The sequence below is a fragment of the Kordia antarctica genome, assembly GCF_009901525.1.
Taxonomy (GTDB): Bacteria; Bacteroidota; Bacteroidia; order Flavobacteriales; family Flavobacteriaceae; genus Kordia; species Kordia antarctica.
In genome coordinates this window covers 4,203,030-4,224,396 of the sequence record NZ_CP019288.1, presented here as the reverse complement: position 1 = coordinate 4,224,396, position 21,367 = coordinate 4,203,030, and the positions used below count along the sequence as shown (strand labels likewise).

Here is a 21,367-nt window from a genome sequence, read left to right as displayed (position 1 = left end):
AACTCGTTTTATTTTTTGATGATTTGCTTAGTTATACTTTCGCCGTTACTTAAATGTATATGTACCAAATACATTCCTGTAGATAAATTACTTAAATCAATTTCCAATTCATTTTTAGATTCACTTGGTATGGTTTTGACCAATATACCTAAGCTGTTATATACATTAATATCGTCTGATAGAGATACGCCTGAATTGGAGCTAAACTTCAATAAAACTGATCCTTGTGTAGGATTTGGATAAAGTGAAAACTCTTTTTCTAATACAGATATACCATCTTCTATTATCTCTGATTCCTTTGAAACTATGACTTCTTCAGACGCGGCTCTTCCTGCTGGAGGATTTGGTACAGAACAACTAGCAACAGCACAATAAAATCGTTGTTTTTGATTTCCTGCATTATCGTAAACAAACAATAATTTAGAACCAGGATTTATTCTTAATAATTGGTTCAATGACCATTCTGTACCATCTATAACTTCCATTCTTGGAGCATACATATATTGTCTGTCCATAATATTTGTATCGCCATATAAAAAAGTTCTATGCTGTAAATTTGTCGCTGAAGACTTAAATTTAAAATCAGTAATTGATTGAACAACTTCTCCAGTTACACCATCATAAATTTTCCCGAGATTAATGGTTGAAGAATAGCTGCTTTTATGAATATAACCAACGAACAAATACCATCTATCGAGTTTTGGCAAATCTCCAACCCAAAAAGCCGGATAACTTACTGCTGCTCCGTCTAGTTTTAATGTATGATGTACACCACCAGTATAACTTGTTAGCTTAAAATAAGAACTACCATCATTCGAATTCGTTTTCTTTATCCAAACAGATAAGCGATAATCCTTTGTATGATTAATATTTTCATAAGAAGACCCAAAACCGCCACTTTGAGTTCCATTTACATCTGGACTAGCTTTCCAAAGAACAACATTGTCTCCTACATGGTTATTTCCAATAACTCTTGAATTTTCTGATGTAATGCCATATTGAGAAAATCCAGAAACAGAACCAGTCCCAACTGTCCAAGTTGAAGTATCTAGCATATTAGTATCCGTTTGCCCATAAAAAATTGAGCAAAAAAGCATTGTTAGGCAATAAGGAAGAAATTTTAAATTCATAGAATATCCATTTATTTTATTATAATAAACTTTGTTTTAAATTAAAGAAACAAAAAAACAACTTACCACTTCTCAATAAAATCACACATTAACCTTAGAGTAAAATTGTTACGGTAAAACCATAAATGCTAAATTATTTTGAATATGAATCAATGAGAAAAATCTTAGGAAATTCTAATTTATTTTCTCATGAATTATTTATGTTTTCTAAAATTTACCTTACTAAATGTATACAGAAACAAACCTTAAAAAAAAGAATCATACTCGGAATTTATGAATTGTAAGAATATCTATGAACCTGCAAAACACTGATTAAAACGGGAAAATTAAAGAAAACTGAAGAGTATTGTTTTCTTATAAGCTTTTCTAGTCACATACAAAGAAAGTTTCCTTTCTAACTATTGTAAACAAAAAAATAAACCCATAAAAAAACCCTTCAAAATCAACAGATTAAGAAGGGCTTTCGTACTCGAGGCGGGACTTGAACCCGCACGGCCCAAGGGCCATTGGATTTTAAGTCCAACGTGTCTACCAATTCCACCACTCGAGCGTGGATTTTATATAGAGCGAAAAACGGGACTCGAACCCGCGACCTCAACCTTGGCAAGGTTACGCTCTACCAGCTGAGCTATTTTCGCAAATTATTCTAAAGAACGTGCAATACTACTGCTGTATTGCGGATGCAAATTTAAAACATTTCTTTAAATACCAAAACGTTTTCAGGAAAAAGAATCAATTATTTTTTAATCCACTAAGAATCAATTACTTTTTTGCCCGTTGCAACATGCGTTTTATCTCGTTAAGCTTCATTAATGCTTCAATTGGCGTCAATGTATCAATATCTGTCATCAAAATTTCTTGTTTGATTTCTTCCAACAGCGGATCATCCATATTGAAAAAACTCAATTGCATGTCATTTTCAACACCTTTCAAATCGTCCGCAAGTTCTTCGCTTGAATGTGATTTTTCTAAACGCTTTAAAATTTTATTTGCCTTGTGAATGACTTGCTGCGGCATTCCAGCCATCTTAGCAACGTGAATTCCGAAACTATGTTCGCTTCCACCTTTGACCAATTTTCGCAAAAATAATACTGTATCTTTCAATTCTTTCACGGAAACGTTGTAATTCTTAATCCGATCAAAAATCTCCGTCATTTCATTCAACTCATGATAATGTGTCGCAAACAATGTTTTTGCGCGCGATGGATGCTCATGTAAATACTCTGAAATCGCCCACGCAATCGAAATTCCGTCATACGTACTCGTTCCACGCCCAATTTCATCTAACAGTATCAAACTACGTTCGGAAACATTATTCAAAATAGAAGCCGTTTCGTTCATTTCTACCATAAAAGTAGATTCTCCCATGGAAATATTATCACTTGCGCCAACACGTGTAAAAATCTTATCAACCAAACCGATTCTAGCGGAATCTGCGGGCACAAAACTTCCCATCTGAGCCAAGAGTACAATTAATGCGGTTTGACGCAAAATAGCCGACTTTCCACTCATATTTGGGCCTGTAATCATAATGATTTGTTGCGCGTCTCTGTCGAGATACAAATCATTCGCAATATAACTTTCACCAATGGGCAATTGTTTTTCAATCACAGGATGACGCCCGTTTTTAATCTCTAAATCAAACGTATCGTCAATTTCAGGATACACATACTTATTTGCTTTCGCCAGCGTTGCAAATCCGCACAAACAATCAAGCTTTGCAATAATATTTGCATTTTGCTGAACGGCTTTGATATATTGATTGATCCAAACGACTAAATCCGCAAACAACTCCTGCTCTATTTGCATTATTTTTTCTTCCGCACCCAAAATCTTTGTTTCGTATTCTTTCAATTCTTCGGTAATATAACGTTCGGCATTCACCAACGTTTGCTTTCGCGTCCATTCCTCTGGGACTTTCGCTTTATGCGTATTTCGAACTTCAATATAATAACCATAAACGTTATTAGAAGCTATTTTTAAAGATGGAATTCCTGTGGTTTGACATTCACGTTGCAGCATTTTGTCTAGATAATCCTTTCCAGAGAATGCAATCGCGCGCAATTCATCTAACTTCTCCGAAAAACCGTTTGCAATAGTATTACCTTTTAAAATATTGACGGGCGCATCTTCATTTAAAGTTTCTTTAATTTTTGAACGAAGCAACTCACATTCATGAATAGTATCGCCAATAACTTTCAATGCTTCGTTTTTGCTCGCACTTGTAATTCGTTTGATCGGAACAATCGCTTCTAAAGAATTTTTCAGTTGAATCACTTCTCTTGGCGAGACTTTTCCCGTTGCAACTTTAGAAATCAAGCGTTCAATATCGCTTATATGACGAATGTGCTGCTGAATTTTGCCTAATTCTACGGATTGATGCAACAAGTAATTCACAACTTCGTGCCGTTGTTTTATCTTTTGACTATTCTTCAATGGCAATGCCAACCAACGTTTCAGTAAACGTCCGCCCATTGGCGAAATGGTTTTATCAATTACGTTGATTAATGTAATCGCGTTGAATGATGTCGAAGCGTATAATTCTAAATTTCTGACCGTAAAACGATCCATCCAAACATATTCATCTTCTGCAATTCGAGCAATAGATGTGATGTGTTGTAACTTATTATGTCGTGTTTCTGATAAATAATGTAAAACTGCACCAGAAGCAATAATTCCTTCGTTCAAATCTTCAATTCCGAATCCTTTCAAGGAAGTAACATCAAAATGATTGATGAGTTTTTCCTGAGCGTAATCATCTTTAAAAACCCAATCTTCCAAATAAAATACATGCAAATTCGTTCCGAAAACGTCTGCAAATTCTAACTTTCGTTGTTTTGGAATTAAAATTTCGCTTGGTTTAAAGTTTTGCAACAGTTTATCAATGTATTCTGCGTTTCCTTGTGTGGTCATAAATTCTCCCGTAGAAACATCTAAAAAAGAAACACCTAACAACTTTTTTCCATAATGAACGGCACACAAAAAATTATTTGTTTTGGCTTGCAACACTTCATCGCTAAATGCAACTCCTGGCGTTATTAGTTCCGTAACACCACGTTTTACAATATTTTTAGTTTGTTTCGGATCTTCTAATTGATCACAAATAGCAACACGTTCGCCAGCTTTTACAAGCTTTGGCAGATAGGTATTTAAGGAATGATGCGGAAATCCTGCGAGTTCCACTTGTTCGCCACCATTATTTCGGTGCGTCAATACAATTCCTAGAATAGTAGCTGTTTTTACAGCATCTGGACCAAAAGTTTCGTAAAAATCTCCAACTCTAAATAGCAACAAAGCATCCGGATACTTGGTTTTAATACCATTGTATTGCTTCATCAAAGGAGTTACTTTTTTCGCAGGTTTTTTTGCCAAAGTTTGCTATTTTTAATGTTATTTTTGCAGAAATCGTTAATTGCGAATTTAATTAAATTCAAGGAAAACTCACGAATTACCTATGAGAAAACTTAAAAATAGTGAACTAAATCGACTTAATGTAGACGAATTCAAATCTTCAGAAAAGACTTCCATAATTGTAATTCTTGATAATATTCGCAGTTTAAACAATATTGGTTCAGTATTTAGAACGAGTGATGCCTTTTTAATTGAGAAGATATTTTTGTGCGGAATCACTGCAAAACCGCCACATAAAGACATTCATAGAACGGCACTTGGCGCAACAGATTCCGTTGCGTGGGAATATAGAGAAGATACACTTGAATTGGTAAAAGAACTGCAAGAAAATGGCGTAAAAGTCGCTTCCATTGAACAAGCTGAAAATGCAATTATGCTGAATGAATTCTCACCTAAAAAACCAAATACATACGCATTAGTGTTTGGAAACGAAGTAAAAGGCGTGCAACAAGAAGTAGTTTCTGCAAGTGATTACGTGATTGAAATTCCACAGTTTGGCACCAAACATTCGTTGAATATTTCAGTAAGTGCAGGTGTTGTGATTTGGGATGTGTTTTCGAAGCTTTCGCTTTAGACTCGCTTCGCTGTTAGAGACGGCTTCGCCTTTGGTATCGCTACGCTCTTGGTATTTTGGTAGGTGAATCATTTACCCAATGAAATAAACTTATAAACCTTTCAACTTTTAAACTGAAATTTTTCTGTTAGATTGTTAGATTGACTTAAACTTGCTTTGCTCTTAGATTTTTAGATTTGTTAGAAAATAACTTTTACGTTTATAATTTCCGAACGTCACTTCGAGTGAATTTGCAACGCAAATTAGTATCGAGAAGTGCTCACTTTCCAGAATTTTATTTAGAGTACCTTTTTCGTTTTAAAGTATTTCTCGATACACTTTTTTTTCATTACATTACAAAAAATCACTCGAAATGACGTTCTGATTATCTCAAAACCTAACAAGATTTTTAAGTCCAAAAGCGAAGTAATATTAATGTGTCAATGTGTTAATTTGAAAATGTAACAATTACTAAAATACTAACAGGCGAAGCTGATTCTAACATTACAAGAGCGAAGCAAGTCTAACAGCAAAGCGAGTCTAATCTTTTAGCATGTTTATCGGCACGAGTTGCAAAACTCGCGCTAGCGTAAGTCGATAAACAACCTTGAATCATTGAATTTTTAAATTCTTGAATTGAGCGAAGCGAGTCTAAATTTCCTGAATTTCCGAAATAATCTTTTGATAATCATTGTCATTTGCAACGAAATCCAAATCAGAAACATCAATTATTTTTACGTTGAGGTCTTTGTGTGTTCGGATGAATTCTAAATAGCCATTGTTGATTTTATCCAAATATTCGGAAGGAATTTTTTGTTCGTAATCGCGTCCACGCTTTTTAATGTTTCGCAATAAACGATCTGTATTTTGATAGAGATAAACGTATAAATCTGGTTTTGGAATTTCGCTGTACATAATGTCAAACAACTTTCTGTACAATTTGAATTCATCTCGTTGCAACGTGACTTTTGCAAAAATCAATGATTTGAAAATATCATAATCTGACACAATGAAATCTTTGAATAAGTCTAATTGTGATAAATCGTCTGAAATTTGCTGATAGCGATCTGCCAAAAAGGACATTTCTAGCGGAAACGCATAACGCATATTATCTTCATAGAATTTTGGCAAAAACGGATTGTCTGCAAAACGTTCTAAAATCAGCTTTCCATTAAATTCTTCCGCAATTTTAGTTGCTAACGACGTTTTTCCCGCGCCAATGTTTCCTTCTATGGCAATGTAATTAAACCGAGAAAAATCTTTCTTACAGTTTGGATTTTGTAAAACTTCCTCACTTTTTTCAATTCCGTCGCTAGAAATTGCTTCATTGAGTTGCGAAACTGTTTTTTTATAGATTGGATGAATTTTACTCGGAGCAATATCACACAAAGGTTGCATCACAAATTTACGTTCATGCGCAAGCGGATGTGGCAATTGTAGCAAATCGGTTTTTAATATTTCATCTTCATAAAAAATGATATCAATATCAATACTTCGATCTTTATATGCTTTCGTTTCACTTCTAATGCGTCCAAGTGTTGTTTCTATTTCCAAAATCTCAGTCATCACTTCTGAAGAAGATAATTCCGTTTTCAAACATACACAAGCATTGTAAAAATCGCCGCCATCAAAACCCCAAGAAGGTGTTTCATAAATTGGAGAAATCTTTACAACGCGACCAATTTTAACAGAAAGTTGCTGAACAGCATTCTGTAAATGTGCGCGTTTGTCGCCAACATTACTTCCGATAGATATATATGTAGTGTGTAACAAATTAGGATGCAATTGAATACGTTTTCTTGGCTAAAAATAGCTGCGCCAAATATAGTTAAAATATACGGATCAGATTCTCAAAAACTTTTGTTTAGGCGTCTTTTTAGTTGTAAACTACACTATTAAAAACGGCTTCTTTTTTGGTTTGAAAGTTTCAAACGATATTAATTTCACAAAAAGTGTAACATTTTAACATTTAAGCATACTTACTTTCTAGTTATTCAATTAATAAATACTTTTACAAAAAAAAGCAAATAAATATATATACTTATGAATTTTTTTAAACGAGTACTCTCAACAATTGTCGGAATCGGAGTTTTCTGCGCTTTGTGCTTTATCTTACTATTGTTCTTCATCTTCGCAAGTGCAGGAGCTGACAAAAATCCAATTGTTGTAAAAAATAATTCTATTTTAGAATTAAGTTTAGACGCACCTATTTACGATTATGCTGGAAAATTCGATTACAGCGAAATTCCATTTTTCCCAAATGATCCAAAATTTGATGGATTGTTCAATATTATTGATGCTATTAATTATGCTGCCACAGATAGTAAAATTAAAGGAATTTCTATTAAAAACAATTTCATTCAAGCAGGAATGGCGCAAACAAAAGCGTTGCGTGATGCTTTATTGAAATTTAAAGAATCAGGGAAATTCATTGTTTCTTATGGCGATTATTATTCTCAGAAAGATTACTACTTAAATTCTGTAGCTGATACTATTTATGTGAACCCTGTTGGCGGATTAGACTTTAAAGGTTTGGCAATGGAACGCATGTATTACAAAGATTTTCAAGAGAAATACGGCGTAAAAATGGAAGTAATTCGTCACGGAAAATATAAAAGTGCCGTGGAAGGTTATTTAAACCAAGAAATGAGTGAAGCAAACCGTGAGCAAATTTCTGTCTTTTTAATGTCTATTTGGGACGAAATGAAAAAGGAAATCGGCGCAAGTAGAAATATGACTTCTGAACAACTAAATACGCTCGCAGACGAATTAGCTGGACGAACTGCAAAATTGGCATTGGCTTCTAAGTTGATTGATAAAATTGGTTACGAAGATGAATATGAAGCTGGAATTCAACATGCGCTAGGCGAAAACAGTAAAGTGAATAGAGTTACTATTTACGATTATGCAGCATATACTGGAAAGAAAGTAACTGTAAAGAAAAGTGATGATAAAATCGCGGTTATTTATGCACAAGGTCAAATTATGTATACCGAAGGTAGCAAAGATGTTATTGGACAAGGAATCATTAATAAAGCCTTGAAAGAAGCTAGAGAAGATGACAAAGTGAAAGCAATTGTAATCCGTGTAAATTCTCCTGGTGGAAGTGCGTTGGCGAGCGAATTGATTTGGAGAGAAATTGAATTGACGAAGAAAGTAAAGCCAGTTATTGTTTCTATGGGAGATTTGGCAGCTTCTGGCGGATATTACATCGCGTGTAACGCAGATAAGATTTTTGCAGAACCAAATACAATTACTGGAAGTATTGGTGTTTTTGGAACGATTCCGAACATGCACAAATTAGCAGAAGATTTAGGAATTAATGCAGAACAAGTTGGCACGAATAAAAATGCCGCTGGTTATAGCGTTTTTGAACCAATGAGCGACGAACAACGTACTTTAATTAAAGAAGGAATTGAAGATATTTACGATTTGTTTACGCAACGTGTTGCTGACGGACGCGGAATGACGCAAGCCGCAGTAGATTCTATCGCACAAGGAAGAGTTTGGACAGGAAACGATGCAATTAAAATTGGTTTGGTTGATGAAATTGGCGGATTGGATATGGCAATACTAGCTGCCGCAGATGCTGCCGAAATGAAAACTTATAAAATTAAAGAATTGCCAATTTATGAAATGGATTTAGAAAGCCTTTTAAGTCAATATACAGGCGGATTTATTCAAAGTAAAGAAGAATTAATGAAGGAAGAATTAGGTGAGAAAAACTACTTGCTTTTACAAAAAATGAAGAAACTAACGCAAATGCAAGGACCGCAATTGTTGTTACCTTACGAAATTGAGATTAAATAATTTTGTTAGTTGTTAATCACAATGAAAAAGCCTTTCCATTAAAATGGAAAGGCTTTTTGTGTTATTTGGTTTACAACGTATTATAAACACCAACAAAAAGATCCACCACCTAATATAATAGAAATTGGATGACCACAACCTCGTTGATCAGATCCTCCTACTACTCTTGTTTTAGTCGAATTATCGATAGCTGAAATAGACTTCTTGTTAAGTTTCAAATTTTTTAAATTCTTTTTTTTCATAATAATAAATTTTATGTGATTAATATTGAAGCAAACATACACCAGTCTAAAGTGAAAACAAAACACTTATAATCAACCATTTATAAATAACGACTCGCTATTTATATATTACGACTGCTAATGAATCACGATGTTTAGCATTACAGCACATGCTACATTTTAAAGTTTACTATCTTTACAAAATGACCGTAGCCGACAAAAAATTAGCCGCTAAAATCTACTTGTATTTAGCAGCATTGTTTATTACTTCTTTAGTAGTTTCTAACTTAATATTTCTAAAGTTTTTTTATTGGTATCCGTTTGACATGGAGATTTTTGGTGAACGTTTATTTAAAATTTCAGTTGGATTGTTGCCGTATCCAATTACGTTTTTAATTACAGATGCAATTTCTGAGATTTATGGTAAAAAGAAAGCCAATCAAGTTGTAATTGCAGGTATTTTTGCTTCATTCTTTTCGTTAGGAATCATTTACATTGCAAAATATGTTCCTGCACTTCCCGATTCTCGCGTAAGCGACGAAACATTTACACACGTATTCGGAAATGCGCCTTTGGCTGTGTTGGCTTCCATGCTTTCGTATTTATTTGCGCAGTTTATAGACATTAAATTGTATCATTATTGGAAAAACCTAACCAAAGGAAAACATTTGTGGCTGCGAAATAACTTTTCCACGTTCGCTTCACAATTTGTAGATACATTCTCGGTCATTACTTTATTATGTCTGTTTAAAATTTTACCGTGGGATATTTATTTAGGATTGCTTTTAAGCGGATTCATATTTAAAGTATTGGTTGCTTTTCTCGATACACCATTTTTATATTTGATAGTTTACCTCTTCAGAAGACGTTTTGGCTTGAAAATTGGAGAAGAAATCGACTTAGATGATTATGCAGAAAATTTATCATCTTCTTAACATTAATTCTTTATAATTTTACTTTATTTATTAGTGAAAAAAAATGCATCCATGAAAGTGAAAAAAGTATTAAAAATAACAGGAATAACCATATTAGTTTTGATTATCGCATTAGCAGCAGCTCCTTTTTTATTTAAAGGAAAAATTGTTGCAATGGTGAAAGAAACGATCAACGAAAACGTAAATGCAAAAGTTGATTTTGCAGATGTAGACGTTAGTTTTTTCAGAAATTTCCCAAAAGCTTCTATTGTTTTACAAGACGTGAAAGTTATAAATAATGCACCTTTTGAAAATGACACACTTTTTTACGGAAAAGAAGTTGCGGTAACAACTGCAATTGGCGAACTTTTTAAAGGTCCAAACGAAGCCATTCATATTTATAGTTTTACGATTGATAACGCAAAATTGAACATTACTGTTGATGAAGATGGAAACGCAAACTACGATATTGCAAAACCAAGCGAAACTCCAACAGCTGAGAATGCTTCTGAAACTTCCGATTTTAAATTCAAAATAGATAATTATCACGTTTACAATACTGATATTCAATATTACGATGCAAAAAGCAAAACATCTTTAATCATTCATAAATTACAACATGAAGGTTTTGGCGATTTTTCATTGGAGAAATCTGAATTGGACACAAAAACTGACGCATTAGTTTCTTTTGGAATTGATGGAATGAAGTATATAAATAAACAACAAGTTGCCTTAGACGCCTTAATTGGTATGGATTTGACAACAAATACGTATACGTTTTTAGAAAATAATGCGTTAATAAATCAGTTGCCGTTGAAGTTTGATGGTTTTGTAAAAGTAAATGCAGATTCGCAGGAAATTCAACTCACATTACAAACGCCTTCTTCCGATTTTAAAAACTTTTTGGCTGTCATTCCTGAAGCATATGCTAAAAATATTACAGACGTAAAAACGGCAGGAAATTTTGAAGTTTCTGGAGAAATCAAAGGAATTTCAAATGCAGAAAGAATTCCGAATATTGATATTAAAGTGGTTTCAACTAATGCATCTTTTAAATATCCTGATTTACCAAAAAGTGTTGAAAATATCAATATCAATGCGCAATTAAAAAATACTACAGGAAAAGTTGCAGATACATATTTGGATATTAACAATTTGGCGTTTAAGATTGATGAAGATTCTTTTCGTGGAAACGGAATACTTTCACAATTAATGACAAACCCGAAAGTAGATGCGACGATTGTTGGAAAGTTGAATTTAGGTAATATTTCAAAAGCATATCCGATAGAATTGAATAAAGAATTGAGCGGAATTTTAGATGCAAATTTGACGACTAGTTTTGACATGGCTGCGATTGAAAATCAAAAGTATGATCGTATTAAAAATAATGGAAACTTAAAAATAACTGACTTTTTATTTTCTTCGAAAGATGTAGTAAATCCGTTGGCAATTTCAGAGGCAAGTATTGACTTTGTACCAGGAAGAATAACCTTGAAAAAGTTTGATGCTACAAGCGGAAAGAGTGATTTTAACGCCACAGGAACTATTGAAAATTTACTTGGTTTTCTGTTTAATGAAGGAAAATTGAAAGGAAACTTCAATGTGAATTCCAATGAATTTCATGTAAATGATTTTATGGTGGCAAGTACCGCAGGAAGCAAAAATCAAAATTCAGAAGTTAAAAAAGGAGAAGCGTTAAAAATTCCAGCGTTTTTGGATTGTAACATCAATGTAAATTCACAAAAGGTATTTTATGACAACATTGAATTGACTAATGTAAAAGGAAACTTAGCGTTGGATAATGGAGAAGCGATTTTAAACGATGTGACTTCCGATCTTTTTGATGGAAAAATAAAAATGAGCGGCTTGGTTTCTACCAGAAATGAAGTGCCAACTTTTGCAATGGATTTAGATATGAATTCGTTTGATCTTTCGAAATCATTTAATGGATTAGAATTGCTTCAAAGCATTGCGCCAATTGCAAAAGCATTAAATGGAAAACTAAATACGACTATTTCTCTGAAAGGTAATTTAAGCGAAAGCTATACACTAAATTTGACAACAATTTCAGGAAATGCGTTTGCAGAATTATTGACGACAACGTTAAAATCTACAAATATTGACTTTTTTAATACGATTAATGAGAAACTGACTTTTATTGATCTGAACAAAATTAGTATTGAAGATATTAAAACGAGATTATCTTTTGAAGATGGAAAAGTAAACGTAAAGCCTTTTTCGTTTACCTATAAAGAAATTGAAATCACGATTGCAGGAAGTCACGGATTTGATCAATCGTTGAATTACAATGCAACATTTCAAATTCCTGCGAAATATTTAGGTACGGAAGTGACTTCGTTGCTTTCTCAAATAAAATCAGAAGAAGCGAAAAATGTTACCATTCCTGTTTCTACAAAGATTACTGGAAACTTCACAAGTCCAAATTTCACAACCGATTTGGCAAGTGCCACGAAAGATTTGCTTGTCAAATTAGGTAAATTAAAAGCGCAAGAAGCGTTGGGAAACATCAACACAGGAAACGATACTGTGGATGATATTTTGGGTGGTTTGATTAAAGGAAATGATACTAAAAAAGATTCTACTGTAACAACGCCAAATTCTACGAGCGATAAAGTGACAAGTGTTTTGGGAAGTCTTTTAGGAAATCGGAAGAAGAAAAAAGAAGCGGAAGAAAAAGCGAAGCGAGAAGCAGCAGCGAAGAAACAACAGGAGAAAGCGAAAGATTCTGTGAATTGATTTTAACGATTGTTTGATTTGAAGATTAGTCAATTTGAAAATGCGTGTTGCGTGTTTGAATTCTACGAATTCTATTTGATGATTTGAAAATGTGTTAATTTGAAAATTGAGTTTAAAAGAGGCTTTTTAGTTTTTTGAAGTAAAATATAGATGGAATACAAGTTAAAAACTCGCGCTGGCGTGCGTCAGTTCGAGTGATTTTCGATAGAAAATTGTATCGAGAACGGTTGAGAATTTTTCAATTATTAAATTCTTCAATCTTTTAATCAATCGCAAGATTCACTGCTAGCGCAAGTTTGCACCTTGTGCCGTCAAACAAGCTGTTTTATACATACTAAAGTGGGACACGAGTTAAAAACTCGCGCTAGCGTGCGTCAGTTCGAGTGATTTTCGATAGAAAATTGTATCGAGAACGGTTGAGAATTTTTCAATTATTAAATTCTTCAATCTTTTAATCAATCGAAAGATTCACTGCTAGCGCAAGTTTGCACCTTGTGCCGTCAAACAAGCTGTTTTATACATACTAAAGTGGGACACGAGTTAAAAACTCGCGCTAGCGTGCGTCAGTTCGAGTGATTTTCGATAGAAAATTGTATCGAGAACGGTTGAGAATTTTTCAATTATTAAATTCTTCAATCTTTTAATCAATCGAAAGATTCACCACCAAACCTTCGTTTCCGCGAATGTTGAAAACAGTATTGTCTTCAAATATTAAATATTGTCCTTTGATGCCTTTTAAAACACCTGAATAATTTGGTGTTTTGGTAAGATTCAGACTTTTTACTTTTTCTGGATACGATAATACAGGAAATTCCAACTCTACAACTTCCCTATTTGGTAAATAATAAGGTTTTGCTTCTTCAGGAATAAATTGCTTTAATTCTTCTTTTTTTGCTAATAAATCAGCATCTTCATTGAGATTTTGAAGCATTTTTCGCCAATTTGTTTTATCAGACACAAAAGATTTTAACGCAACTTCCGTAATTCCAGCCAAATATCTGTTTGGCACTTCTACAATTTCTACGGCTTTTACAGCGCCTTGATCTATCCAACGTGTAGGCACTTGTCCTTTTCGGGTAACACCAACTTTTATTTCGCTAGATAATGCCAAATAGACAATGTGTGGTTTTAGTTGTACTTTTTTCTCATACTCCAAATCGCGGTCTTCAACATCCAAATGTGCAGTGCTCAATTCGGGACGCATAATCCAGTCGCCAGCAGTCGGAATTTCGAAAAAACAGCTTTTACAGAATCCCTGACGGTAAATTTCTTTATTTAAATGACAATTTAAGCATTCAAATTTTTCAAAATTTAAAGTCAGTGTTTTATCTAGTAATTGGTTCATATTCAGGAAATCATCCTCAAAATTTAGGTAATATTGAATCGGTTTTCCAAACTCTGTTTGCATTTTTGTTAAAACACCTTGATACATCATTAAAGATTTTTGCTATTTTTATTCACTTAAAGTATGATTGCTTCCAAGAAGATCGTTCACGAAAGTAAAAAACTTTTCGCGAGCAACCATATTTTATCAACTAAAATCACAACCGAATAACTCAAATACAATGTCGATACCATTAGTAAATTCTATCGCTTCTTGGTTTTTGAAAAAACGCATCTATCAAATAGAGCATTTTTTGAAGAACCCAAACGAAGTACAATTAGAATTGCTGATGTCTTTGGTGAATACTGCACAAAAAACGGAAATTGGAAAACAATACGATTTTCCAACTATTACCAATTATAAAACTTTTACGGAACGAATTCCTGTGACTTGTTACGAGGACATTCAACCAATGATTGAACGTTCCCGCAAAGGAGAATCGAATATTTTTTGGCCAAAACCAATTCGTTGGTTTGCAAAATCGAGTGGAACAACGAACGCTAAAAGTAAATTTATTCCCGTAAGTCAAGATTCTTTAGAGTTATGCCATTATGCAGCAAGCAAAGATTTGCTGTCTATGTATTTGAATAATAATGAAGGTTCACAATTGTTTAATGGAAAGAGTTTACGCTTGGGCGGAAGCAAAGAATTGTACGAACAAAACGGAACGTATTTTGGCGACTTGTCTGCTATATTGATTGATAATTTACCGCTTTGGGCGGAATTTAGCAGTACGCCAAGCAATAAAGTGTCTTTAATGGGCGATTGGGAAGTGAAGATTGATGCTATTATTAAAGAAACAATTCGTGAAAACGTAACAAGTTTGGCTGGCGTTCCATCGTGGATGTTGGTGTTAATGAACGAAGTTTTAGTCCAAACCCAGAAAGCAAATTTGTTTGAAGTTTGGGAGAATTTAGAAGTATATTTTCACGGCGGCGTAAGTTTTGGACCTTACGAAGAACAGTATCGAAATTTATTGCCAAAACCTGAATTTAAATATTACGAAATTTACAATGCTTCGGAAGGTTTCTTTGCCATTCAAGATCGAAATGATTCTGATGAATTGTTGTTAATGCTCGATTATGGTATTTTTTATGAGTTTATTCCGATGGATACTTTTCATACATTAGATCCGAAAGTGATTCCGTTGTCTGATGTTGAAATTGGGAAAAACTATGCCGTTGTTATTACGACAAATGCAGGTTTATGGCGCTATAGAATTGGCGATACAATTCGCTTTACATCTACGAGTCCGCATCGCGTTAAAGTAACAGGACGCACCAAACATCACATTAATGTTTTTGGTGAAGAATTAATTATTGAAAATGCAAAAGACGCTTTGAAAAGAGTTTGTATTGCTACCAAATCAGAAATTGTAGAATATACTGCAGGACCCATTTTTATGATTGATCGTGAAAAAGGTGCGCACGAATGGATTATTGAGTTTAAGAAAGCACCAGAAAATATTGATGAATTTGCTTTTTTATTGGATGAAGCACTGCAAAATATCAACTCTGATTACGAAGCAAAACGCTTTAATAATTTAACGTTAAATAGTCTAAAATTACATGTCGCGCGCAACGGATTATTTTACGATTGGTTAAAGAAAAAAGACAAACTTGGCGGACAACATAAAATCCCAAGATTGTCCAATGAACGCATCTATTTGGATGATTTACTTCAAATGAATTCTACACAATAGTTCTTTGTAGTTCAATATATTAGCCTCTTTTTACAGGGGAAAATACCTGTTTTTTTCCTACCGATTTCCCTTTAAAACTCTCCTTGTCGGATTTTCGAGTCATTTGTCTAATAAAATAAAAGTATCGGTGTTCGCTTGCTATCTTTACAATATCAGATTATTAACAATAGTACAATACCAAATTTTAAAATGAAAAAATTCACACCTACCATGCTGATTCTTTCAGCATTTTTCACTGTGACTTTCGCAAATGCACAAGGGCCAGAGGCATTAGCGATGGAAACGAGTGAATATTACAGCGATGTAACCACAAAAGACATTGAAAACCGAGCGATCAAAGCTTTAGATCCAAACGGTTTCCTATACCATTTCGAAAATCTTAATATTAATACTTCTTATTCAGAACATGCAACTGCATTTTTTAGAGATAAAGTGATTGTTTCTTCCTCCAAAAGAATTGGAGCTTTTAGTAGCAAGGAAGAAGGTTTTTATAATTTATATTGTGGAGATTTGAATCAAAAAGGAGCTATTAAAAATTTAGTCAACTTCTCAAGAGCAATTAATACTAAAGAAAGTAATGAAGGTTCTGTAGCACTTTCTAGTGCAGAAAATGTAGTTTTCTTTACAAGAAGTATTGAAGAGAACGGACAGCACAATTTAAAAATATTCAGAGCTGAAATGGTAGATTACCAGTGGTCAAACTTTGAAATGCTACCATTTAATGAAGTTGGATACGCTATTGAGAATCCAGTTTTATCTCCAGATGATAAAATAATTTACTTTTCTGCGAATATTCCAGGTTCAAAAGGTGGTTTTGATATCTTTTCAGTAACTATAAACGAAGATGGGACTTATAACGCTCCAAAAAACTTAGGAAGTGAAATTAATACGCACAAAGACGAAAAGTTCCCGTATGTAATGGGCGATAATAGTGCTTTGTATTTCTCTTCTAACGGACATTATAACTTAGGTGGTTTAGATATTTTTGAAAGTAAAATTATTGATGGAAAATTTAATTTCCCTGTAAATATGGGAAGTTCTTTGAATAGTACGGAAGATGATTTTGGGTTTTTAATGGATCAATCAAATTCTGGTTTTTTCACTTCTAATAGAGCTGGTGGAAAAGGTGGAAATGATATTTATTATTTTAAAAGAAAAAAAACAACACAACAGTTACAAGGAACTATTGTTGATTTTAAAACGAACATGGTGTTACCAAATGCAACGGTAACCGTTGTTGATACGTATGGTAGAGTTGTAGATAAGATTACTTCGGATGATAAAGGTGTTTTTACAACAACCGTAATTCCTTATAATTCGTATACTTTACACGCTTCTAAAGATGGTTTTATTGAAACTGACGAAGAATTTGAATCTTTTAGAGGTGACGATTTTAAACATACAGTTACGATTAAGTTGCCACAAGCGAAAGCCGAAATTGTAGTAGAAGCTGAAAAATTAGTGATTAAAATAGAAAACATCTATTTCGATTATAATAAATGGAGCATCAAAGATGAGTCTACATTATCTTTAAATAAGATTGTTGACGTATTGAATGAGCATCCAGAAATGAATATTGAAATCAATGCGCACACCGATGCAAGAGGAAAAGCTAGTTACAACTATAAGTTGTCTGACAAAAGAGCTGCTTCTGCAAAAGCATATTTAATTGCGAACGGAGTTGATGCGGAACGTTTGGTTTCAAAAGGATATGGAGAAACACAACCTAAAGAGAATTGTGGAACTACATGTTCGGAAACGCAACACGAAACAAACCGTAGAATTGAGTTTGTTATCGTGGAGTAAATTGTAAATAAACTGATATTGCCCAATTAAAGAGTGCTCGTTTGAGTGCTCTTTTTTTTGTTTTGCAAAGTTTAAGTAAATCAGCCCCATAACTAAATAAAGCCCTTAAAAGGGCTTGGTGTAAATTCGATTTAATGTTTTTTAAGACTTTCTAAACAGTTTCTCTTTTTATGTATTGGAAATTTATCATTCAAATGATAAATTTATGTCATTATACGATTCTAATAATTCAGGTAGGGTTTTCACTTCTATATCCAATATTTTACAAATCGCTGGCAATTTCTTAAAAGCTTTTAAGTCATTACTTCCTTCTGTTTCCTCAGTTACAAGAATTAAATTTTCAAATGAATTTTTACTAATTTGAATTAGTAAATAAATAATCATTCGTGCATCTGCTGATTCTAAAAATTCTTTTTTTTGCTGTTCAAATTGAGCACTATTTAATCTTTTTGCATTAGTTGTTTTGAATGTATTATCTACAAGGTTATAGAATTTTTTAGGTGACGGTGGAATTAAATTATCTGTTTTAATTGGGACTTTGTTCTTCTTTAAAAATTCTTTATCAAGTAAAAAATTTAATTTTTTTACAACTAATTTTCCAGAGACCAATTTGCACTCATTTAATACTTCATCTATAACAATAATGTTATGATTTTGTATCTCTTTTTTTATAAAGTTCAGAAGTCTATTATCTTGGTCAAATGGTAAGTAATAACGAACCAAGGACAACAAAGAACTTGTATCTATTACTACTATCATTGAATAATTTTATTTAACTTTTCAGGTTTGATGTTCAACTTTTTACAAACTTCATATTCACTTATTATACCTTCATAAAATGCAGTTTGAATGGTTGAAATAAACAAAGGTGAAGAAATTGGTTTTGCAACTGAACCTCTTAGTTTTATGCCTTTTTCTTTTTGTAATTCTTTTTCTCTATCTTTTTCTTTTTGATATTTTTGAAATTGTTCTTCAAATTCATTCCTGACTCTGTTATAATTAGTTTGGCTAATTTGATTTTTAAATAACAATCTAGTAAATAATGCGATTTGACTCAAATGAGTGTTATCTGAAATTGTTTTTATCAAATCAAAATGATAGTCATTAGACTCTTTAGCAACCTCAAGGTGCTTAATTACTTTTCCATATTCGCCAACTAGAAAATAATACGCAAAATCATTACACCATCTTTCAATGGAAGATAAATGCTTATCTGCGATGACACTGTAATCAAGTAATTCAATTTCTTCTTTATCAAGTAAAAAATGACCCAACTCATGAGCTAAGGTAAATATTTCTCTTCGAAAAGATTGATGCCTTTTTAGGACTATAACATTTGGTTTTAGAAAAAAGCCATCAATATTAGCTTTCTCTTTTCTATTATGAGTTTCCACAAACTCAAAAACTAAAACATTACTTTCCGCTAGTTTTGAAATCAGGGATTTGAGAAAATCCCTGCGTTTTGAAGTGAAGTTAGGGTATAAAATTTTTCTAAATTCATTTGCTATTTTTTCTGGATTATCCCTTATGCTAAATTTTGAAATTTTTCTTTTTGTATCCAATTCTGCTAATTTTGAAATTGCAGTAATTGATATTTTTAATTCCTCAAATTGACTTACTATTTTTTTTGCTCTAAAATTTAATTCAGTTCCAAAACTTTCTTTTCTAAAAAAAACACTTGCTTCCTTCGAGTTTTCAGGTGCTTTTGGGTCTAAATAGTAATGAATCCCTTTTTCAAAAATTTTATCTATCCTTTTTAAGTACTTAACTTCTATTCTTTCAGAAAAAACATCTTTTTCACTTATAGGCATCTTTAAACCTTCACTGATTTTCAATAAAAATTCAGATAGTGAAAGTTTATACATTTTCAGCAGGTGCTTTAATCGAGATATATTATGTTCTACTTTCAAGAATGTTTTTAAATTTCAGAATTCAAAGGTACAAATTTGTTTCTTGGTCTAGATTGTAACTAATAATATATACATAATTTCTACTCTCCATTCCATTGATTTCCCATAAATATAAAATAAATACTATAACTAAACAATGTGCTTTCCCGTAAGGTGAGTAAAAATATCAAAGAAACTTACAAAAAACCTCAACAACAACTAATCTTTTTAAGCAGAAAACTGTTAAAAAAAAACTTAAAAACTTCGTTCTGAACACCTGTTAAACTTGATTCAGAATCTCACCATATTGATTGTAAATGATTATATGAAAACTGAATCAATACTGAATCAAGTTCAGCACATAGTTCAGTTTGACGAGAACTACTAAAAGCATACAGCCAAAAGCTAATAGCAATCTATTAACTTTTGGCTGTTAGTATACTATAAACATATTACTCCTTCTCCAACATCTTTTTATATCTGCCGTTTCCAACGTAGGTATAAATTAATTCAGATAAGTAGAATTTATTATGTCTCCAAGAATCGCCCAAACGAACTATAATAAGGTTTTCTGTTGGATTTACATAGACATGTTGCCCAAGGATTCCTAATGCGTTGTAATCGTCTCCTTGGAAATACGAAACATATTTACCGCTTTTTAACTTTTTCGTGCTTAGAAACTGCTTTCCGTTCGCTTCTGCGTATGCTTCGCCTTCTGCTTCCGTGTCAAATACATCGTAATGTGTACTTGTCCACCATTTGTTTTTGTATCCTGAATGACTTCTGATTTTTTTCCCACTATTCGTTTTTTCAACCCAAGCTTTTGGCACAATTTGAACACCATTGTACATTCCGCCATTTAAATATAAGCGTCCAAATTTTGCAAAATCTTCGGCTGTAGCGTTTAAACAACAGAATGCTTTGACCATTTTACTACTTTCGCTATCTACAGACCAAGTTGCATCTGATTTCATTCCAAGTGGTTTCCATATTTTTTGAGATAGATATTCTTCTAAAGGCATTTTTGTAACACGCTCTAAAATTACACCTAAAACCTGCGTATCTATACTTCTGTAATTGTAACGTCCTGGCGCTTCTGCAATGCTCATTCCGTTGGTTACTTTGGAGCGAATGTTGGTTCCGTAATACAAACGTGCCATTCCTGTAAATGGATTGATTCTTGGATATTCGTCAAATTTGATTCCGCTTTGCATGTTTAGCAAGTGTTTTACCGTGATTTTCTCAAAGTCTTTGTCTTGCTTTAATAATTCTGGCAAATACGTTGTAATCGATGCGTTTTCGTCCAACAAACCTTCTTCTTGCGCAATTCCGACCAACGCCGATACAAAAGATTTTGCTACCGAGAAAGATGTTAAAAGCGAGTTTTTATCATATTCATTATAAAACTTCTCGTAGATAATGGTATCGTTTCTAATGACCATAAAAGCATTTGTATTTGTTCCTTGCAAAGTTTCATCTAAGAAAGAAGCTAATTCTGTGTCGGTTTTTGCAGCAAACATGAAATCGTCTGTTCCTTTTGCTACCGTAACATTTGGTTGCCATTCGTTATCTGTAATGTCTGCTTGTCCATGCGCAATAGTTCTATAAACCATGGTGCAACTTTCACAGCAAAAAACTGTAATTACTAATAGTGTTAGGGCGAATACTTTGAAGATTGTCTTTTTCATAATGAATTTTTTGTTTGTGTTTGACAGTTCAATATTCCGACTTTTTATGAGTGTTTACAACTATTTGTGGCGAATGAATCGGTTTGAGTGGTGAAAATTTTC

14 protein-coding genes and 2 tRNA genes are annotated in these 21,367 nt (G+C 33.1%); 6 read left to right on the top strand and 10 right to left on the bottom strand.

All coding sequences use genetic code 11. The features are described 5' to 3' along the window. Nucleotides 1-8 precede the first annotated feature (8 nt). The 4 genes from IMCC3317_RS17605 to mutS all read right to left on the bottom strand — a co-directional run bounded on the left by IMCC3317_RS17605 (nt 9) and on the right by mutS (nt 4,502). On the bottom strand, nt 9-1,055 hold the full coding sequence (locus tag IMCC3317_RS17605; RefSeq protein ID WP_160130798.1) for a T9SS type A sorting domain-containing protein: 1,047 nt from the start codon (nt 1,053-1,055) through the stop codon (nt 9-11). Nucleotides 1,056-1,596: 541 nt separating this feature from the next. After that, nucleotides 1,597-1,680, bottom strand: a tRNA-Leu gene (locus IMCC3317_RS17600). 15 nt (nt 1,681-1,695) lie between these two features. Beyond that, nucleotides 1,696-1,768: transfer RNA gene (locus IMCC3317_RS17595), tRNA-Gly, on the bottom strand. A gap of 124 nt (nt 1,769-1,892) precedes the next feature. Then, nucleotides 1,893-4,502, bottom strand: a complete 2,610-nt coding sequence (gene mutS / locus IMCC3317_RS17590) for a DNA mismatch repair protein MutS (RefSeq protein ID WP_160130797.1) — start codon at nt 4,500-4,502, stop codon at nt 1,893-1,895. Between the two features lie 82 nt (nt 4,503-4,584). On the opposite strand from mutS, the gene IMCC3317_RS17585 reads away from it, so the two are divergent. Next, nucleotides 4,585-5,115, top strand: a complete 531-nt coding sequence (locus IMCC3317_RS17585; RefSeq protein ID WP_160130796.1) for an RNA methyltransferase — start codon at nt 4,585-4,587, stop codon at nt 5,113-5,115. 630 nt (nt 5,116-5,745) lie between these two features. Here the strand turns inward: IMCC3317_RS17585 and folK are convergent. After that, nucleotides 5,746-6,879 carry a 2-amino-4-hydroxy-6-hydroxymethyldihydropteridine diphosphokinase gene (folK, locus tag IMCC3317_RS17580; RefSeq protein WP_160130795.1) on the bottom strand — a complete coding sequence of 378 codons (1,134 nt, stop codon included), beginning with the start codon at nt 6,877-6,879 and terminating at the stop codon, nt 5,746-5,748. A gap of 258 nt (nt 6,880-7,137) precedes the next feature. Between folK and sppA the strand changes: the two genes are divergently transcribed. Beyond that, nucleotides 7,138-8,904 carry a signal peptide peptidase SppA gene (gene sppA, locus IMCC3317_RS17575; protein ID WP_160130794.1) on the top strand — a complete coding sequence of 589 codons (1,767 nt, stop codon included), beginning with the start codon at nt 7,138-7,140 and terminating at the stop codon, nt 8,902-8,904. A gap of 80 nt (nt 8,905-8,984) precedes the next feature. Here the strand turns inward: sppA and IMCC3317_RS17570 are convergent, their stop codons facing one another. Beyond that, entirely contained in the window at nt 8,985-9,146 is a 162-nt protein-coding gene (locus IMCC3317_RS17570; protein ID WP_160130793.1) for a hypothetical protein, read from the bottom strand. A 182-nt stretch (nt 9,147-9,328) separates the two neighbouring features. On the opposite strand from IMCC3317_RS17570, the gene IMCC3317_RS17565 reads away from it, so the two are divergent. Both IMCC3317_RS17565 and IMCC3317_RS17560 read left to right on the top strand, forming a co-directional pair. Further along, nucleotides 9,329-10,060 (top strand): queuosine precursor transporter, encoded by a 732-nt coding sequence (locus IMCC3317_RS17565; RefSeq protein ID WP_160130792.1) that lies wholly within the window; start codon nt 9,329-9,331, stop codon nt 10,058-10,060. A 51-nt stretch (nt 10,061-10,111) separates the two neighbouring features. Then, nucleotides 10,112-12,796: an AsmA-like C-terminal region-containing protein gene (locus tag IMCC3317_RS17560; protein WP_160130791.1), complete on the top strand. Its 2,685-nt coding sequence runs from the start codon at nt 10,112-10,114 to the stop codon at nt 12,794-12,796. Between the two features lie 640 nt (nt 12,797-13,436). On the opposite strand, the gene IMCC3317_RS17555 is transcribed toward IMCC3317_RS17560, so the two are convergent. Then, on the bottom strand, nt 13,437-14,231 hold the full coding sequence (locus IMCC3317_RS17555; protein ID WP_160130790.1) for a DUF2797 domain-containing protein: 795 nt from the start codon (nt 14,229-14,231) through the stop codon (nt 13,437-13,439). 130 nt (nt 14,232-14,361) lie between these two features. On the opposite strand from IMCC3317_RS17555, the gene IMCC3317_RS17550 reads away from it, so the two are divergent. Beyond that, the gene (locus tag IMCC3317_RS17550) at nt 14,362-15,882 is read left to right on the top strand and encodes a GH3 auxin-responsive promoter family protein (protein ID WP_160130789.1); all 1,521 of its coding nucleotides are present in this window, start codon (nt 14,362-14,364) and stop codon (nt 15,880-15,882) included. Between the two features lie 189 nt (nt 15,883-16,071). Next, nucleotides 16,072-17,688 (top strand): OmpA family protein, encoded by a 1,617-nt coding sequence (locus IMCC3317_RS17545; RefSeq protein WP_160130788.1) that lies wholly within the window; start codon nt 16,072-16,074, stop codon nt 17,686-17,688. Between the two features lie 186 nt (nt 17,689-17,874). Here IMCC3317_RS17545 and IMCC3317_RS17540 read toward each other — a convergent pair whose 3' ends face one another. The 3 genes from IMCC3317_RS17540 to IMCC3317_RS17530 form a co-directional block, all read right to left on the bottom strand. Then, the gene (locus tag IMCC3317_RS17540; protein WP_160130787.1) at nt 17,875-18,447 is read right to left on the bottom strand and encodes a DUF4411 family protein; all 573 of its coding nucleotides are present in this window, start codon (nt 18,445-18,447) and stop codon (nt 17,875-17,877) included. Further along, entirely contained in the window at nt 18,444-19,553 is a 1,110-nt protein-coding gene (locus tag IMCC3317_RS17535) for an ImmA/IrrE family metallo-endopeptidase (protein WP_228054836.1), read from the bottom strand. Before IMCC3317_RS17535 ends, IMCC3317_RS17540 begins: the two co-directional genes overlap by 4 nt. 476 nt (nt 19,554-20,029) lie before the next feature. Beyond that, on the bottom strand, nt 20,030-21,265 hold the full coding sequence (locus IMCC3317_RS17530) for a serine hydrolase domain-containing protein (protein WP_160130785.1): 1,236 nt from the start codon (nt 21,263-21,265) through the stop codon (nt 20,030-20,032). Between the last annotated feature and the right edge of the window lie 102 nt (nt 21,266-21,367).

Bases quoted from the DNA above. Each gene is read 5' to 3' on its own strand.
- IMCC3317_RS17605 (WP_160130798.1), bottom strand. From the start codon at position 1,055: ATGCTAGATACTTCAACTTGGACAGTTGGGACTGGTTCTGTTTCTGGA.
- IMCC3317_RS17585 (WP_160130796.1), top strand. From the start codon at position 4,585: ATGAGAAAACTTAAAAATAGTGAACTAAATCGACTTAATGTAGACGAA.
- sppA (WP_160130794.1), top strand. From the start codon at position 7,138: ATGAATTTTTTTAAACGAGTACTCTCAACAATTGTCGGAATCGGAGTT.
- IMCC3317_RS17570 (WP_160130793.1), bottom strand. From the start codon at position 9,146: ATGAAAAAAAAGAATTTAAAAAATTTGAAACTTAACAAGAAGTCTATT.
- IMCC3317_RS17565 (WP_160130792.1), top strand. From the start codon at position 9,329: ATGACCGTAGCCGACAAAAAATTAGCCGCTAAAATCTACTTGTATTTA.
- IMCC3317_RS17560 (WP_160130791.1), top strand. From the start codon at position 10,112: ATGAAAGTGAAAAAAGTATTAAAAATAACAGGAATAACCATATTAGTT.
- IMCC3317_RS17555 (WP_160130790.1), bottom strand. From the start codon at position 14,231: ATGATGTATCAAGGTGTTTTAACAAAAATGCAAACAGAGTTTGGAAAA.
- IMCC3317_RS17550 (WP_160130789.1), top strand. From the start codon at position 14,362: ATGTCGATACCATTAGTAAATTCTATCGCTTCTTGGTTTTTGAAAAAA.
- IMCC3317_RS17545 (WP_160130788.1), top strand. From the start codon at position 16,072: ATGAAAAAATTCACACCTACCATGCTGATTCTTTCAGCATTTTTCACT.
- IMCC3317_RS17540 (WP_160130787.1), bottom strand. From the start codon at position 18,447: ATGATAGTAGTAATAGATACAAGTTCTTTGTTGTCCTTGGTTCGTTAT.
- IMCC3317_RS17535 (WP_228054836.1), bottom strand. From the start codon at position 19,553: ATGTATAAACTTTCACTATCTGAATTTTTATTGAAAATCAGTGAAGGT.
- IMCC3317_RS17530 (WP_160130785.1), bottom strand. From the start codon at position 21,265: ATGAAAAAGACAATCTTCAAAGTATTCGCCCTAACACTATTAGTAATT.